Raw genomic sequence first — 16836 nt, 5'->3', positions numbered from 1 at the left:
GTTTTCCATGAAATGGCCTAAACGATTAATAGTGACTGGAGTGGCAATGTTGACAGCGGCAGCTGCTTTGACATTGACAGCTTGTTCAAAAAACAGTGATTCCTCTAATGATGGCAAGGTAACTATCGAATATTTCAACCAAAAAACAGAAATGGTTGATACGCTAAAAGAAATCATTAAGGATTTTGAAAAAGAAAATCCAAAGATCCATGTTAAAATGACCAGTGTGCCAAGTGCTGGTACCGTCCTAAAAACACGTATGCTTGCAGGCGATGCTCCAGATGTCATTAACATTTACCCTCAGAACGTTGATTTTAAAGAGTGGGCAAAAGCAGGTTACTTTGAGAATATGACTGGAAAATCATACCTTGAAAACATCAAAAATCATTACGAAAAAAATTATGCTGTCAACGGCAAAATTTATAGCGTCCCGCTATCAGCCAACGTTTCAGGGATTTATTTTAACAAGACAAAATTTGAAGAATTAGGCCTCAAAGTTCCAGAAACGTGGGATGAATTTGAAACACTTGTTAAACAAATTAAAACTGACGGTGAAACACCATTTGCGCTCGCTGGCAGTGAAGGTTGGACTTTAAATGGTTATCACCAATTAGCCTATATCAGTGTGACTGGCAGTGGTGATAAGGCAAATGATTATCTTCGTTTTTCTCCTGTTAATTCTATTTCAACTTCAGATAGTGAGGTTAAAGGGGTGCTAACGCGTCTAGATTTGCTTGCTGATAAGGGTAATCAACAAACTAACTGGCAAGGTGCTTCCTACAATGATTCTGTAGTGGCGTTTGCAACTGGAAAAGCCTTGATGATGCCTGGTGGTTCATGGGCTTTAGCTGCCATCGAGCAACAAAATCCAGATTTTGAAGTATCAACATTTGCATTTCCTGGTGAAAAAGCTGGTCAGGAAGTAACTGTCGGTGCAGGTGATTTGGCCTTATCTATCTCATCATCAACTAAGCATAAAAAAGAATGTGAAGCATTCATTTCTTATATGGCTTCAGCTAAAGCAATGCAAAAATATTATGACGTCGATGGCTCACCAGTATCTGTAAATGGTGTGGTTGAAGACGAGAACTCTCCCCTTGCTCCGCTTTATCAATTAGCTTTTACAGATAAGCACTATGTTTGGCTTGGTGAAAATTGGACAAGCGAAGAAGACTTCTTTAGTTTGACAGCCAATTATTTGATGAGCAAAGATGCTAAGCAATATACAGATGAATTAAATGCCTTTTTCAATCCGATGAAAGCCGATGTGACGAAGTAGGAGGAAACTAGAATGCGAAAATTTTTAAATAAATATTGGGGCTGGGTGTTCTTGATTGTTCCCTTGATTTTACAAGCAATTTTCTTCTATTTCCCAATGATTCAAGGTGCTTTCTACAGTTTTACAAACTGGACTGGATTGACTTACAATTTTGATTTTGTTGGTGTCAACAATTATAAAATCTTGCTAACGGATACCAAATTCTTTAAAGCTCTTGGCTTTACTTTGATTTTGACCATTGCATTAATTATCGGTGAAATTGTGATTGGTATCTGGGTGGCGCGTGCTTTGAATGCTAAAATCAAAGGTCAAACGTTCTTTAGAGCTTGGTTCTTTTTCCCAGCTGTTTTGTCAGGGTTGACAGTGTCTTTGATTTTTAAACAGGTTTTTAACTATGGTTTGCCTGCTATCGGTGAAGCTTTGAACATTGAATTTTTGAAAACAAGTCTTTTAGGAACAACTGGCGGTGCTGTTTTTGCAGCAATCTTTGTTATGTTGTGGCAAGGTGTTGCCATGCCGATTATTCTCTTCCTATCTGGTCTTCAAACCATTCCAAGTGAGATTACAGAAGCGGCCGCAATCGATGGCGCAAACAGCAAACAAACGTTCTGGAACATTGAATTACCATATCTGTTACCAAGTATTTCTATGGTCTTTATCATGGCACTAAAAGGTGGCTTAACAGCTTTTGACCAAATCTTTGCTTTGACTGGTGGTGGACCAAGTAATTCAACAACATCAATCGGACTTTTGGTTTACAATTATGCCTTTTCAAGTAACCAATACGGTTATGCTAACGCAATTGCCTTGATTCTTTTTGCCATCATTGTTCTTGTTTCAGTGTTGCAACTTAAATTATCAAGTCGTTTTGAAGTATAGGAGTGAGAGATGAAAAAAGAAGAACGTTATAATACTTTTTGGAAATATGTGCTCTTAATTGCGGGTTCAATTCTGATTTTGATTCCTTTATTAGCAACTGTCTTTAGTTCGTTTAAGACAACTAAGGATATCATGCAACATTTCTTTGCTTTTCCAAATCCTGTCACTCTAAGCAACTACACACGCTTGCTTGCTGATGGCATCGGACATTATTTCTTAAATTCAACGATTATCACCGTTGTATCAGTGATTTTGGTGACTTTATTTATTCCTGCGGCTGCTTATTCAATTGCTCGTAATATGAGCAAAAAACGTGCTTTCAATATCATGTACAGTTTGTTGATTTTGGGAATTTTTGTGCCATTTCAAGTTATCATGATTCCAATCACAGTAATGATGAGTCGACTTGGCTTGACTAATATTTGGGGTTTGATTATCTTGTACTTAACATATGCTGTACCACAAACCTTATTCTTGTATGTCGGATACATCAAGTTAAGTGTTCCTGACAGTTTGGATGAAGCAGCTGAGATTGATGGTGCTGATAAATTCACAACTTATCGCAAAATCGTCTTTCCAATGTTAAAACCAATGCACGCTACAACTTTGATTATCAATGCACTTTGGTTTTGGAATGACTTCATGCTTCCACTCTTGATGCTGAATAAATCATCAGACTCTTGGTCATTGCCACTTTTTCAATACAACTACACAGGACAATACCTCAGCGACTACGGACCAAGCTTTGCATCATACGTCGTTGGTATTATTACTATCACAATCGTTTACCTCATTTTCCAAAAACATATCATTTCAGGAATGAGCAACGGCGCAGTGAAATAAGGAGTCGACGCAGTGTCATTAAGACACAAGGAGGCTCATCTTTTTCACCCAGCCCGTAGCCCGAGTTCAACTTTTGCTGGGTGCTAAAATCCAAAAGGGTAAAGGAGTAACTATGACAATACAAAATAAAACAATGCTTATTACTTACTCAGATAGTCTGGGAAAGAATTTGAAAGAATTAAATGAAAATCTTGGCAAGTATTTTGGAGAAGCTGTCGGCGGGGTTCATCTTTTGCCATTTTTCCCGTCAACAGGTGACCGTGGTTTTGCGCCAGTCGATTATGATGAGGTTGATGCTGCATTTGGGGATTGGGATGACGTGAAGGCATTGGGTGAGAAGTATTATCTCATGTTTGATTTCATGATTAACCATATTTCTCGTCAATCAAAATATTACAAAGATTATCAAGAAAAGCACGAAGCTAGTGCTTACAAGGATATGTTTCTTAACTGGGATAAATTTTGGTCAGAAAATCGTCCGACACAAGCTGATGTGGATTTGATTTACAAGCGTAAAGACCGCGCACCAAAACAAGAAATTCACTTTGCGGACGGTTCAGTTGAGCATCTCTGGAACACATTTGGTGAAGAGCAGATTGACCTTGATGTGACAAAAGACGTGACCATGGATTTCATTCGAAAGACCATCGCGCATTTAGCTGAAAATGGTTGCGACCTTATTCGATTAGATGCTTTTGCTTATGCAGTTAAAAAATTAGATACTAATGATTTCTTTGTAGAACCAGAAATCTGGGAATTGCTTGATAAAGTCCGTAGCATTGCTGCGGAATCTGGTACAGAGTTACTTCCAGAAATTCACGAGCATTATTCGATTCAGTTTAAAATCGCTGAGCACGATTACTATGTTTATGATTTTGCCCTTCCGATGGTGGTTCTTTATAGCCTTTACAGCGGAAATGTTAATCGTTTGGCGAAATGGCTTAAAATGTCTCCCATGAAACAATTTACGACACTTGATACGCACGATGGTATTGGAGTTGTTGATGTCAAAGATATCTTGACGGATGAGGAAATTGATTACACGTCAAATGAACTTTATAAAGTAGGTGCCAACGTCAACCGAAAATATTCAACAGCCGAGTATAATAATCTTGATATCTACCAAATCAATTCAACTTACTATTCTGCGCTTGGGGATGATGACAAGAAATATTTCTTAGCTCGTTTGATTCAAGCTTTCGCGCCAGGCATTCCACAAGTGTATTATGTTGGCTTTTTAGCTGGTAAAAATGATCTTGAATTGTTAGAAAAAACAAAAGAAGGTCGCAATATTAATCGTCATTATTATAGCAGTAGCGAAATTGCAGAAGAAGTCAAACGTCCAGTTGTTCAATCTTTGCTAAAATTATTTACTTTCCGTAATCAATCGGCTGCTTTTGACCTGGATGGCAGTATTGAAGTTGATGAACTTGATAGTCACACAATTCTTATTACACGCCGTAATCAAGGCAGTAGTGTTGTCGCACAAGCAAAGATTAATCTAAAAGATTTGACTTATCATATCACAGAAAACGGTCAAGAAATTACCTTTCTATAAAGCTAAAAGCAAGGGATTATCCTTGCTTTTCTCTGCATCTAGGTTTGAGTAATGCAAACGATTGCGTGAAACAAAAGAAAAAGCTAAAATAGAGACAAAGAATTCTAAAATGAGGTGCGTTATGGAAAAACATTGGTGGCACAAAGCAACGATTTATCAAATTTATCCAAAATCTTTTAAGGACTCAAACGGTGATGGAGTTGGTGATTTAAAAGGAATTATCAGTAAGCTTGATTACCTGCAAAAGCTCGGAATTACAGCGATCTGGCTCTCTCCAGTTTACCAGTCTCCAATGGATGATAATGGCTATGACATTTCAAATTATGAGGCGATTGCTGATATTTTTGGCGATATGTCTGATATGGAAGAATTGCTAGAAGAGGCAAAAGCGCGTGGTATCCGCATCATTATGGACTTAGTGGTTAATCACACGTCGGATGAGCACGCTTGGTTTGTTGAAGCGCATGAAAATCCTGATAGTAAGTATCGTGATTTTTACATTTGGCGTGATAAACCTAATGAGCTCGATTCTATTTTTGGTGGCTCTGCTTGGGAATATGATCGCAAAACTGGGCAATATTATTTGCACTTTTTCAGCAAGAAACAACCTGATTTGAATTGGGAAAATCCGCTGTTACGCCAGTCTGTTTATGATATGATGAATCGCTGGATTGACAAAGGTATTTCTGGTTTTCGTATGGACGTGATTGACATGATTGGGAAGATTCCTGACCGCTTAATCTCAAATAATGGTCCAAAATTGCACGACTACCTTAAAGAAATGCACCAAAAAACTTTAGCCGGAAAAGATTTGTTAACGGTTGGTGAAACTTGGGGAGCAACTCCGGAAATTGCTAAGAAGTATTCATCGCCAGCTGAGAAAGAATTGTCCATGGTCTTTCAATTTGAGCATATCGGTCTTCAACACAAGCCAAACGCTTCAAAATGGGAATACGAAAAAGAGCTAAATGTTCCTGCTCTCAAAGCTATTTTCAACAAATGGCAGACAGAACTGGAACTTGGTCAAGGCTGGAATTCCCTTTTCTGGGACAATCATGATTTGCCGCGCGTGCTTTCTATCTGGGGTGACACTGACGATTATCGTGAAAAATCAGCCAAGGCGCTAGCCATTTCCTTACACTTGATGCGAGGAACGCCTTACATCTACCAAGGAGAAGAAATCGGCATGACTAACTATCCTTTCAAAGATTTGGGAGAAATTGATGATATCGAGTCACTAAATTTTGCCAAAGAAGCCCTTGAAAATGATAAGACACCAGAAGAAGTCATGGATAGCATTCGCATGATTGGACGTGACAATGCTAGAACACCGATGCAATGGGATAATGGCAAGAATGCAGGATTTTCAACAGCTGATAAAACTTGGTTACCAGTTAATCCCAATTACACAGAAATTAATGTACAAGCAGCTCTAGACAATCCAGATTCTATTTTCTACACTTACCAAAAACTCATCAAACTTCGCAAAGAAAACGATTGGTTGATTGATGCGGATTTTGAACTTTTGGATACAGAAGATAAGGTTTTTGCTTATCTTAGAAAAACAGCAGATGAAACTTATTTAGTAGTCGCAAACTTATCAAATCAAGTCCAAGCCTTTGAAACAACTCTTTCTTATCAAGAAACTATCATCAGTAACACCTCAGGGTTAATAGATTTTGAAAATCATGAACTCCAACCATGGGATGCTTTCTGCGTAAAAGTTGGGTAGTAAAAAACAGCTCCTAATTAGGAGCTGTTTTTTAGGTTTATTTTGTGCTATCACGTAAAGTCAAGTTGGTAGCTAGTCTTGTCATTGTTGGGACGGTGTGGCGTTTGATAAGTTGGCGATTTAAGATATCAACAGCTGTGCGTCCCATTTCTTCAGTATAGACTGTGATACTGGATAGAGCAGGAAAGACCTGCTTCGTTAGAGGTGTGTCATTGAAAGAAATGAGGCTGACGCGGTCAGGAACAGCAATATTAGCTTCTTGAAGCGCACGAAGGGCACCTATGGCTAGAGTGTCATTTGCAACAAAGAAAGCTTGTGGAAGGTCGTCGCCCAATTTTTCGATAGCTTCTTTCATCAAAGCGTATCCTGATGGGGCAGAAAAATCTCCTACAAAGACATAGTCAGGGTTATAGAGATTATTTTCGTAAGCATAGTTTTTAAAGGTACGGAAACGTTGGTCGACAATGAGTTCTTTTTGGTCAGTTGTACGTTCTTCCCCAGCAATCATCCCGATTTTAGTAAATCCTTTTTTCATGAAATAATCGAGAACCTTGACAACGGCGTTATCAAAATCCGTAGTGACGCAAGGGTGACCAGCATTTAAAGTATCACTATCAACGAAAACTAGGTTTTTTGAATGATTTTCTAGACTGTGAATTTGTTGGTCCGAAAATTTACCAATAGCGATAATCCCGCTAACACTTTCTGAAATCGTTAGAATGTCATTGTTAAAATAGCGTACAACGTCATAACCCAGTTCTTGAGCACGTTTTTCAAGACCAATACGAATGCTGTAATAGTAAAGGTCGTTTAACTCTTCTTGTTCACTATACCATTGGACAATGGCAATCTTTTGACGTTCTTGTGTGATGTTTGTGTTGCGTTTGTGTTTTTCGTAACCTAATTCTTCAGCAACTGTCAAAATACGGTGACGTGTCTCTTCACCAACTGAGAGGGTTTTATCTTTATTAAGGACACGTGAGACGGTCGCTGATGAAACATTTGCTAGCTTTGCGATATCTTTTAATGTAGCCATAGGTCATCCCTTCTTTCTTGATAGTATTATATCACATCATTAGGAAAAATAAAACTTTTAAGTAAAACTTTAGTAAATATCATTGACATGTTTTAACTAAGACAGTAAAATGAAACCGTAATCATAATAAAGCAATAAAAAAAGGAGACCCTCATGAATACGAAAGAACTTAATCAAGCTTTTATTAATGTTTTTGGAACAGAAGCCGATGCTACATTTTTCTCACCAGGTCGTATTAATCTAATTGGTGAACACACTGACTACAACGGTGGTCACGTATTCCCTGCAGCTATCACTCTTGGAACATACGGGGCAGCTCGTAAACGTGATGATAAAGTTTTACGTTTTTATTCAGCTAACTTTGATGATTTAGGTATTATTGAAGTGTCACTTGATAATCTTACTTTTGATAAGAAAGATAGCTGGACAAATTATCCAAAAGGTGTCATTAAATTCTTGCAAGAAGCTGGTCACAAAATTGATAGTGGTTTTGAACTTTACGTCAACGGTAATATTCCAAATGGTTCTGGCTTGTCATCATCAGCCTCACTAGAACTTTTGGTCGGTATCGTAGCCGAAGAATTATTTGACCTTGAAGTTGAACGTTTAGACTTAGTAAAAATTGGTAAACAAACAGAAAATAAATTTATCGGAGTAAATTCTGGTATCATGGACCAATTTGCCATCGGTATGGGTGCTGACAAACAAGCTATCTACCTTGATACAAATACATTAGAATATGAACTTGTTCCACTTGATCTTGGTGACAATGTCATTGTCATCATGAATACTAATAAACGTCGTGAGCTTGCTGATTCAAAATATAACGAACGTCGTGCAGAATGTGAAAAAGCAGTAGAAGAACTTAACCAAGTGCTTGATATCAAGACATTGGGTGAACTTGATTTGCAAAGTTTTGACGAATATAGCTATCTTATTAAAGATGAAAATCGTCTCAAACGTGCCCGCCATGCTGTCTGGGAAAATCAACGTACCCTTCAAGCCAAAGAAGCTTTGATGGCTGGTGAACTTGAAAAATTTGGTCGTTTGGTGAATGCCTCACATGTCTCACTTGAGCATGATTATGAGGTAACAGGTATCGAACTTGATACCCTTGCTCACACTGCTTGGCAACAAGAAGGAGTTCTCGGAGCTCGTATGACAGGAGCGGGATTCGGTGGCTGCGGTATTGCTATTGTTGCTAAAGATAAAGTTGATGAATTTACTAAAAACGTTGGGCAAGTTTACACTGAAACAGTTGGTTATGCGCCAGCTTTCTACATTGCTGAAATCGCTGGTGGTTCACGTGTCTTATCTAGAAAATAATTAAGATTAGAGAGATAAAATGAAACTTTTAGATACTTTTGTCGCTAAGGTAATTGAAGCAAGCGACTATACAGAAGATGATATGTTTTACTTGCGTAACCGTGTCCTAGCCCTTGTGGGTGAGGATGGAGCAGAGCAAGAAACGCAAGAAACAGATTTAATTGCTCTCAAAGAAGAGTTGGTTGACTTAGCTGTAAAAAATGGCAAAGTCGGCGAATTAATGGCAGAAAAAGATTGCTTGGGTGCTGAATTGATGAACTTCATCACACCAATCCCGAGTCAGGTGAATCGTCGTTTCTGGGACACTTATGCTAAATCTCCTCAACAAGCTGTCGCAGATTTTTATGACCTAAGCAAACGTAATGACTACATTAAAATCGCTGCAATTGCCAAAAATATTGCCTTTACGACGCCGTCACAATACGGTGATATTCAGATTACGATTAATTTATCAAAACCTGAAAAAGACCCTAAAGCAATTGCTGCTGCTAAGTTAACCAAGGCGTCTTCTTATCCAAAATGTCAGTTATGTATGGAAAATGAAGGCTATCAAGGTCGAATTAATCACCCAGCGCGTGCTAATCACCGCATCATTCGCTTGAATCTTGGCGATGAAAAATGGGGCTTCCAATACTCACCATATGCCTATTTTAATGAACATTGCATTATCCTAAATACTGAGCATGTGCCGATGGTTATCAGTAAAAATACTTTTGCGCAGTTACTTGATATTGTCGATATTTTCCCAGGTTACTTTGCTGGGTCAAATTCAGACTTGCCAATCGTCGGTGGGTCAATCTTGACACACAATCACTATCAAGGTGGTCGTCATGTCTTTCCAATGGAAATAGCCGAGCTGGACAATGAATTTCATTTTAAAGGTTATTCTGATGTGACAGCAGGTATTGTCAAATGGCCAATGTCAGTGCTTCGTTTACGTAGTCAAAACAAGGCACGCTTGGTTGAGTTGGCTGAAAAAATTCGTTTGGCATGGTACGATTATTCTGACGAAAGTGTTGATGTATTAGCTTATACAGGCGACACACCACATCACACAGTTACTCCAATTGCACGCAAACGTGATGGTCAATTTGAACTGGATATCGTTCTTCGAGACAATCACACGACAGCTGAATTTCCAGACGGTGTTTATCATCCACATGCTGATGTGCAACACATTAAAAAGGAAAATATTGGACTTATCGAAGTTATGGGGTTAGCTATTTTACCGCCACGTCTGAAAGATGAACTGCTAGAAGTTGAAAAATATCTTTTGAACCAGTATAATGAAATCGCTGACTATCATAAAGATTGGGCAGATGAGATTAAAAAACGTACGGATATTACGGCTGATACAGTGCATAATATTGTACAAGAAGAAGTTGGACACGTTTTTGTTCGTGTTCTAGAAGATGCCGGTGTTTACAAACGTGATGAAAAAGGTCAAAAAGCCTTTATGCGTTTTGTAAATAGCATTGGGTTAGAATAGGAGAAATAAATGTCAATTTTAGTGCTTGGTGGAGCTGGCTACATCGGCTCTCACATGGTTGATCGTTTAATTGAAAAAGGTGAAGAAAAAGTTGTTGTTGTCGATAGTTTGGTGACAGGACACCGTGCAGCGGTTCATCCTGACGCAAAATTCTATCAAGGAGATCTTGCTGATCAAGATTTCATGCGTAAGGTTTTCACAGAAAATCCTGATGTGGATGCTGTCATTCACTTTGCAGCTTATTCATTGGTTGCAGAATCAATGGAAAAACCATTGAAATACTTTGATAACAACACTGCTGGCATGATTAAATTGCTTGAAGTGATGAATGAATTTGGTGTTAAATACATTGTTTTCTCATCAACAGCAGCAACTTATGGTATTCCAGATGAGCTTCCAATCAAAGAAACAACACCACAACGCCCAATCAATCCATACGGTGAAAGTAAACTCATGATGGAAACTATTATGAGATGGGCTGACCAAGCTTATGGCATTAAGTTTGTCCCACTTCGTTATTTCAATGTTGCTGGTGCTAAACCAGATGGTTCTATCGGTGAAGACCATGGACCAGAAACACACTTGTTGCCAATTATTTTGCAAGTAGCACAAGGTGTTCGTGAAAAAATCATGATTTTTGGTAATGATTACAACACACCGGATGGTACAAATGTGCGTGACTACGTTCACCCATTTGACTTGGCAGATGCTCATTTACTTGCTGTAAAATATCTTCGCGAAGGTAACCCATCAACAGCCTTTAACCTAGGTTCTTCAACTGGTTTTTCAAACCTTCAAATCCTTGAAGCAGCTCGTAAAGTAACTGGTAAAGAAATTCCAGCTGAACTTGCAGACCGTCGCCTTGGTGACCCAGATACGCTTATCGCATTATCAGATAAAGCGCGTGAAATCCTTGGTTGGAAACCTCAATTTGACGATATTGAAAAAATCATTGCATCTGCTTGGGCATGGCACTCAAGCCATCCAAATGGCTATAACGACAGATAAAATGTTAAGGCATCAAGTCTAAACTTGGTGCTTTCTTATGACGCTAGAAAAAGGATGAAAAACGCCTTGATTTCGGGCATTTTTACGGTCAATTCTTGCGTTGGGTAGGTAATTTTGGTATAGTAAAATTTGACCTTATAATTTTGGAGGATAGATATGGGAACAATTATTATGTTGGTTGTGATGATTGGGTTGCTTTGGTTTATGCAACGTTCACAACGCAAACAAGCTCAAGAACGTCAAGATCAGCTTAATGCTTTAAATAAAGGCGATGAAATCGTTACAATCGGTGGTCTTTGCGGTATCATTGACGAAGTGGATACAGATAACAAAAAAATGGTCTTGGACGTTGATGGTGTTTATTTGACTTTTGAATTAAGCGCTTTGAAACGTGTTGTAAACAAAGCAGCTCAAGATACCATTGAAACAACTGTTATCGAAGAAGTGGAAACACCAGTTGAAGAAGATCAAGCTATTGAAGCAGATTCTGATTCTGATACAGCGGTTAAAAGCGAAGACTAAAAATCAAGTCAGGTGGAAAAACCATCTGATTTTTTCTTTTGGCCTGAGGATTGTGGGTAAAAACTATGTAAAACTGGGTAATAAGTAGAGAAAAAATACGCGTTTTATGATAAAATATAACGAGCATATACTTGGTAAGGAATTTTTATGTTTAATTTTAGAAGAAAAGAAAAAACGCCTCATCTAGATAAGATTCCCAACCATATCGGGATTATCATGGATGGTAATGGTCGTTGGGCAAAAAAACGCATGCAGCCTCGTGTGATGGGGCACAAAGCGGGAATGGATGCCCTTCAAGAAGTCACAATAAAAGCGTTACAGCTAGGTGTTAAGATTTTAACCGTTTATGCTTTTTCAACTGAAAATTGGTCACGTCCTGAAAGCGAAGTGTCCTTCATCATGAATTTACCTGTGGAATTCTTTGATAAATACGTCCCAGAATTGAATGCCAATAACGTTCGGGTGCAAGTGATTGGGGATACCAAGCGACTTCCAGAAGCTACTTTAGGTGCTTTGAATCGTGCTTGCGAAACAACCAAACACAACTCAGGCTTGATTTTAAATTTTGCCTTGAATTATGGTGGTCGTGCAGAAATCACAGAAGCGGTGAAAATGATTGCGCAAGAAGTATTGGAGGCTAATATCAGTCCTGATGATATCACAGAAGAAGTGATTGCCAATCACCTGATGACCAATCATTTACCATATTTGTATCGTGACCCAGACTTGATTATCAGAACAAGTGGCGAGTTGCGTCTGAGCAATTTCTTGCCTTGGCAATCGGCTTACAGTGAGTTTTACTTCACACCTGTTTTGTGGCCTGATTTTAAAGGGGACGAATTGGTGAAAGCTATTGAATCGTATAACGAGCGTCAGCGTCGTTTTGGTGGAATATAGAAAGGACTAACATGAAACAACGTGTCATTTGGGGGGCAATTGCCTTAGTTATTTTTCTGCCTTTTCTACTGTGGGGCGGCTTATCTTTTCAGGTTTTTGTAGGTCTGTTAGCGATGATTGGTGTCGCTGAGATGTTACGCATGAAGGAACTAGAATTCTTCTCACTTGAAGGGGCTTTAGCCATGCTGGGTGCTTTTGTTTTGACGGTGCCTTTGGACCACTATTTCCCATCATTGCCGATTGATTCGAGTTTCTCAGTTTATGGGATTTTGGTTTTCTTATTGTTAGCAGGAACGGTTATCGACAGCGATGACTATTCGTTTGAGGACGCGGCTTATCCGATTGCCTCAAGCCTTTACGTTGGTATTGGTTTCCAAAATCTTGTTGCTGCTCGAATGAGCGGTCTGGATAAAGTCTTGTTTGCCCTCTTTATTGTGTGGGCGACGGATATTGGCGCTTACATGATTGGTCGCCGTTTTGGTACGCGTAAGCTCTTGCCAAAAGTATCGCCTAATAAAACCATCGAAGGTAGTTTAGGCGGTGTGGTTTGTGCGATGGTGGTATCACTTGTCTTTATGCTGGTTGATAAAGCCGTTTATGCGCCGCATCATTTGTTGGCGATGCTGCTTTACGTTGCTTTATTTAGTGTTTTTGGGCAATTTGGTGACTTGGTGGAAAGTGCTATCAAACGTCATTTTGGGGTGAAAGACTCTGGAAGATTGATTCCTGGGCATGGTGGTATTTTGGACCGCTTTGATTCAATGATTTTTGTTTTCCCAATTATACACCTTTTTGGTCTATTTTAAACACGATTTAATAGGGTATTGATAATCCCTGTTCTGTTAGAAGAATAGGAATTCTATCATTTTTCCTGCCGTATGGAAAGGAGTCAAATGCTCGGAATTTTAACCTTTATTATTGTTTTTGGTATTTTAGTGGTGGTTCACGAATTTGGGCATCTCTATTTTGCCAAAAAATCTGGTATCTTGGTTAGAGAATTTTCAATCGGAATGGGTCCTAGGATTTTCTCGCATATTGACAAAGAAGGTACCGCTTATACCATTCGTATCCTGCCTTTAGGTGGTTATGTGCGAATGGCAGGCTGGGGTGAGGATACAACTGACATTAAAACAGGAACGCCTGCCAGCCTCACGCTAAACGCAGACGGTGTGGTGACGCGTATCAATTTATCGCAAAAACAATTGGACCGCACTGCTCTTCCAATGAATGTGACGTCGTATGATTTGGAAGACAAACTTGAAATCACTGGTTTGGTATTGGACGAAACCAAAACTTACGCCGTTGATCATGATGCGACCATCGTGGAAGAGGACGGCACGGAAATTCGTATCGCTCCCCTTGATGTTCAGTATCAAAATGCGACTGTTTGGGGACGTTTAATCACTAACTTTGCAGGGCCTCTAAACAACTTTATTTTAGGAACAATTGCTTTTATCGTCCTTGTCTTTATGCAAGGTGGGGTTCCAAATACAGCGTCTAACGTGATTCAAGTGACGCCAGATGGTGCCATGCAGGAAGCTGGTGTTAAAAGTGGTGACCGTATTTTAAAAATCGCCAATTACGAGGTTTCAAATTGGGATGACTTGTCTGATGCCGTTTCAAAAGCGACCGACCATTTGTCAGAGGGTGATACCATTGACGTGACGGTCAAGACCACATCAGGTTCGGTTGAAAATGTGGCTGTTCGTCCAAAAAAGAACAATGGCAGTTATTTCATCGGCGTTTCCCCTGGTCTAAAAACAGGTTTTTGGGACAAGGTGACAGGTGGCTTTAAACTCGCTGGCCAAAGTGTGACAATGATTTTAAGTGCCTTGAGAAGCCTGATTTCCCAATTTAGCTTAGACAAGCTAGGTGGCCCAGTTGCTATCTACGAAGCGTCTAGCCAAGCCGCATCAAACGGTTTAATCTCTGTTGTTTATTTGTTAGCGACCTTGTCAATGAATTTAGGTATTGCCAATTTGATCCCTATCCCAGCTTTGGATGGTGGTAAAATTTTGATGAATCTGATTGAAATGGTTCGAGGAAAACCGCTAAAACAAGAAACAGAAACGTATATTACCTTGGCAGGAGTTGCCATCTTGTTTGTTTTGATGATTGCGGTCACATGGAATGATATCATGCGTGTCTTTTTCTAAAGGCAGCTGACTACAATTCGTTACTATAATTATTTTGGAAAGGAATTTAGGCGATTTTGCCATAAGAGGATAAGTAAGCTAAGGTTAGATGAAAAGCTTGCTTATTTTCATGAAAATCGCCATTATCGTGTTATGAAACAATCACAAATGCTTATCCCTACACTTCGCGAAATGCCAAGTGATGCCCAAGTTATTAGCCATGCTTTGATGGTTCGTGCTGGATACGTTCGCCAAGTATCAGCTGGTATCTATGCCTACCTTCCTTTAGCGAACCGTACGATTGAGAAATTCAAAGCCATTATGCGCGAAGAATTTGAAAAAATCGGTGCCGTTGAAATGTTAGCACCAGCGCTTTTAACCGCTGATTTGTGGCGTGAATCAGGTCGTTACGAAACTTACGGTGAAGACCTTTATAAATTGAAAAACCGTGACAAATCTGACTTTATCCTTGGTCCAACACATGAAGAAACCTTCACTAGCTTGGTGCGTGATGCGGTTAAATCTTACAAGCAATTGCCACTAAATCTCTACCAAATCCAATCAAAATACCGTGATGAAAAACGCCCTCGTAATGGCTTGCTTCGTACGCGTGAATTTATCATGAAAGACGGTTATAGTTTCCATGCGGATTACGATGGTTTGGATGTGACTTACGAAGAATACCGCAAAGCTTATGAAGCTATTTTCACGCGCGCGGGTCTTAATTTCAAAGGTATTATCGGTGACGGTGGTGCCATGGGTGGTAAAGATTCTCAAGAATTTATGGCGATTACACCAGACCGTACAGACCTTGACCGTTGGGTAGTTCTTGACAAATCGATTGCCTCAATGGACGAAATTCCTGAAGATGTTTTAGAAGATATCAAGAAAGAATTGGCATCATGGTTGGTATCAGGTGAAGATACGATTGCTTACTCAACAGAGTCAACTTACGCTGCTAACTTGGAAATGGCAAGCAACGAATACAAACCAAAAACAAAAGTGGTTGCTCAAGAAGACGTTCAACGTGTGGAAACACCAAATTGCAAAACCATTGACGAAGTGGCTGCTTTCTTGAACGTGCCAGAAAGCCAAACCATTAAAACCCTTCTATTCATCGCTGATAATGAGCCTGTAGTGGCGCTTTTGGTTGGTAATGACCAAGTCAACGAAGTGAAATTGAAAAACTATCTTGGGGCTGATTTCCTTGACCCAGCTAGCGAAGAGGACGCTGTTAAAGTCTTTGGAGCAAACTTTGGTTCACTTGGACCTGTTCAATTGCCAGAAAATATGCGTATCGTGGCTGACCGCAATGTTCAAGATGTGGCAAATGCAGTTGTTGGGGCAAATGAAGATGGTTACCACTTAACAGGTGTCAACCCAGGTCGTGATTTTGAGGCAGAATACGTTGATATTCGCGAAGTCAAAGAAGGTGAAATCTCACCAGACGGTAAAGGAACGCTTAAATTTGCGCGTGGTATTGAAATTGGTCACATTTTCAAATTGGGAACGCGTTATTCTGAAAGCATGGGTGCAACGATTCTTGACCAAAATGGTCGTGCTGTGCCAATTATTATGGGCTGCTACGGTATCGGAGTTAGCCGTATCTTGTCAGCTGTGATTGAACAACACGCTCGCCTCTTTGTGACGAAAACACCAAAAGGTGCTTACCGCTTTGCGTGGGGTATTAACTTCCCTAAAGAATTGGCACCATTTGATGTGCACGTCATCACTGTCAATGTGAAAGACGAAGCTGCTCAAGCATTGACAGCTAAAGTTGAAGCAGATTTGGTTGCTAAAGGTTACGAAGTCTTAGTTGACGACCGTAATGAACGCGTTGGTTCTAAATTCTCAGATAGCGACCTTATTGGTTTGCCAATCCGTGTCACTGTTGGTAAAAAAGCTGAAGATGGTATCGTCGAAGTGAAAATCAAGGCAACTGGTGACACTATTGAAGTCAATGTAGAAAACCTCATTGAAACCCTTGATATTTTAACCAAAGAACAATAATCCTTAACAATCTGGACCTTGGGTTCAGATTGTTTTGTCTTTACCCAAAAGGGGCAGCTTAATATCGAAAAAAGTCCTATTTTATGGTAAAATGAAAAAAATACGCTTTTGACAAAGGGAAA

Annotated in this window: 14 protein-coding genes; 13 read left to right on the top strand and 1 reads right to left on the bottom strand. The window is 39.5% G+C overall.

All coding sequences use genetic code 11. From position 1 onward, the window contains the following. The first annotated feature begins 7 nt into the window (after positions 1-7). The 5 genes from ACFORE_RS07520 to dexB all read left to right on the top strand — a co-directional run bounded on the left by ACFORE_RS07520 (position 8) and on the right by dexB (position 6291). Complete coding sequence (locus ACFORE_RS07520; protein ID WP_269725677.1) at positions 8-1279, top strand: extracellular solute-binding protein; 1272 nt, start codon at positions 8-10, stop codon at positions 1277-1279. 12 nt (positions 1280-1291) lie between these two features. Further along, positions 1292-2158, top strand: a complete 867-nt coding sequence (locus ACFORE_RS07515; protein ID WP_154454112.1) for a carbohydrate ABC transporter permease — start codon at positions 1292-1294, stop codon at positions 2156-2158. A gap of 9 nt (positions 2159-2167) precedes the next feature. After that, positions 2168-3001, top strand: a complete 834-nt coding sequence (locus ACFORE_RS07510) for a carbohydrate ABC transporter permease (protein ID WP_003063108.1) — start codon at positions 2168-2170, stop codon at positions 2999-3001. A 112-nt stretch (positions 3002-3113) separates the two neighbouring features. After that, on the top strand, positions 3114-4559 hold the full coding sequence (gtfA, locus tag ACFORE_RS07505) for a sucrose phosphorylase (protein WP_154454111.1): 1446 nt from the start codon (positions 3114-3116) through the stop codon (positions 4557-4559). 121 nt (positions 4560-4680) lie between these two features. Beyond that, a complete protein-coding gene (dexB, locus tag ACFORE_RS07500) occupies positions 4681-6291 on the top strand; it encodes a glucan 1,6-alpha-glucosidase DexB (RefSeq protein ID WP_154454110.1) in 1611 nt (536 codons plus the stop codon). A 37-nt stretch (positions 6292-6328) separates the two neighbouring features. Here dexB and ACFORE_RS07495 read toward each other — a convergent pair whose 3' ends face one another. Continuing rightward, a complete protein-coding gene (locus ACFORE_RS07495; protein WP_058813611.1) occupies positions 6329-7327 on the bottom strand; it encodes a LacI family DNA-binding transcriptional regulator in 999 nt (332 codons plus the stop codon). 153 nt (positions 7328-7480) lie between these two features. Here ACFORE_RS07495 and ACFORE_RS07490 point away from each other — a divergent pair, with 153 nt between their 5' ends. From ACFORE_RS07490 to ACFORE_RS07455, 8 genes are all read left to right on the top strand, one after another. Next, positions 7481-8653: a galactokinase gene (locus ACFORE_RS07490; protein WP_058813612.1), complete on the top strand. Its 1173-nt coding sequence runs from the start codon at positions 7481-7483 to the stop codon at positions 8651-8653. Positions 8654-8672: 19 nt separating this feature from the next. Continuing rightward, positions 8673-10142 (top strand): UDP-glucose--hexose-1-phosphate uridylyltransferase, encoded by a 1470-nt coding sequence (galT, locus tag ACFORE_RS07485; RefSeq protein ID WP_264879641.1) that lies wholly within the window; start codon positions 8673-8675, stop codon positions 10140-10142. 9 nt (positions 10143-10151) lie between these two features. After that, positions 10152-11150 carry a UDP-glucose 4-epimerase GalE gene (galE, locus tag ACFORE_RS07480; protein WP_154454108.1) on the top strand — a complete coding sequence of 333 codons (999 nt, stop codon included), beginning with the start codon at positions 10152-10154 and terminating at the stop codon, positions 11148-11150. Between the two features lie 156 nt (positions 11151-11306). Continuing rightward, positions 11307-11672: a preprotein translocase subunit YajC gene (gene yajC, locus ACFORE_RS07475; RefSeq protein WP_235280686.1), complete on the top strand. Its 366-nt coding sequence runs from the start codon at positions 11307-11309 to the stop codon at positions 11670-11672. Positions 11673-11819: 147 nt separating this feature from the next. Beyond that, positions 11820-12569, top strand: coding sequence for an isoprenyl transferase (locus ACFORE_RS07470; protein WP_235280685.1), 750 nt, complete (start codon positions 11820-11822; stop codon positions 12567-12569). An 11-nt stretch (positions 12570-12580) separates the two neighbouring features. After that, on the top strand, positions 12581-13375 hold the full coding sequence (locus tag ACFORE_RS07465; protein ID WP_235280683.1) for a phosphatidate cytidylyltransferase: 795 nt from the start codon (positions 12581-12583) through the stop codon (positions 13373-13375). Positions 13376-13462: 87 nt separating this feature from the next. Further along, positions 13463-14725 carry an RIP metalloprotease RseP gene (gene rseP / locus ACFORE_RS07460; RefSeq protein ID WP_154454104.1) on the top strand — a complete coding sequence of 421 codons (1263 nt, stop codon included), beginning with the start codon at positions 13463-13465 and terminating at the stop codon, positions 14723-14725. 132 nt (positions 14726-14857) lie between these two features. After that, on the top strand, positions 14858-16714 hold the full coding sequence (locus ACFORE_RS07455) for a proline--tRNA ligase (RefSeq protein WP_264879653.1): 1857 nt from the start codon (positions 14858-14860) through the stop codon (positions 16712-16714). The last annotated feature ends 122 nt before the right edge of the window (positions 16715-16836 follow it).

Source organism: Streptococcus alactolyticus, assembly GCF_042649785.1.
Classification (GTDB): domain Bacteria; phylum Bacillota; class Bacilli; order Lactobacillales; family Streptococcaceae; genus Streptococcus; species Streptococcus alactolyticus.
This window is presented reverse-complemented; position numbering and strand designations above follow the sequence as displayed.

Coding starts and splice junctions, on each gene's coding strand:
- galT (WP_264879641.1), top strand. CDS start 8,673: ATGAAACTTTTAGATACTTTTGTCGCTAAGGTAATTGAAGCAAGCGAC.
- dexB (WP_154454110.1), top strand. CDS start 4,681: ATGGAAAAACATTGGTGGCACAAAGCAACGATTTATCAAATTTATCCA.
- yajC (WP_235280686.1), top strand. CDS start 11,307: ATGGGAACAATTATTATGTTGGTTGTGATGATTGGGTTGCTTTGGTTT.
- ACFORE_RS07510 (WP_003063108.1), top strand. CDS start 2,168: ATGAAAAAAGAAGAACGTTATAATACTTTTTGGAAATATGTGCTCTTA.
- ACFORE_RS07520 (WP_269725677.1), top strand. CDS start 8: ATGAAATGGCCTAAACGATTAATAGTGACTGGAGTGGCAATGTTGACA.
- ACFORE_RS07470 (WP_235280685.1), top strand. CDS start 11,820: ATGTTTAATTTTAGAAGAAAAGAAAAAACGCCTCATCTAGATAAGATT.
- galE (WP_154454108.1), top strand. CDS start 10,152: ATGTCAATTTTAGTGCTTGGTGGAGCTGGCTACATCGGCTCTCACATG.
- ACFORE_RS07465 (WP_235280683.1), top strand. CDS start 12,581: ATGAAACAACGTGTCATTTGGGGGGCAATTGCCTTAGTTATTTTTCTG.
- ACFORE_RS07490 (WP_058813612.1), top strand. CDS start 7,481: ATGAATACGAAAGAACTTAATCAAGCTTTTATTAATGTTTTTGGAACA.
- gtfA (WP_154454111.1), top strand. CDS start 3,114: ATGACAATACAAAATAAAACAATGCTTATTACTTACTCAGATAGTCTG.
- ACFORE_RS07495 (WP_058813611.1), bottom strand. CDS start 7,327: ATGGCTACATTAAAAGATATCGCAAAGCTAGCAAATGTTTCATCAGCG.
- rseP (WP_154454104.1), top strand. CDS start 13,463: ATGCTCGGAATTTTAACCTTTATTATTGTTTTTGGTATTTTAGTGGTG.
- ACFORE_RS07515 (WP_154454112.1), top strand. CDS start 1,292: ATGCGAAAATTTTTAAATAAATATTGGGGCTGGGTGTTCTTGATTGTT.
- ACFORE_RS07455 (WP_264879653.1), top strand. CDS start 14,858: ATGAAACAATCACAAATGCTTATCCCTACACTTCGCGAAATGCCAAGT.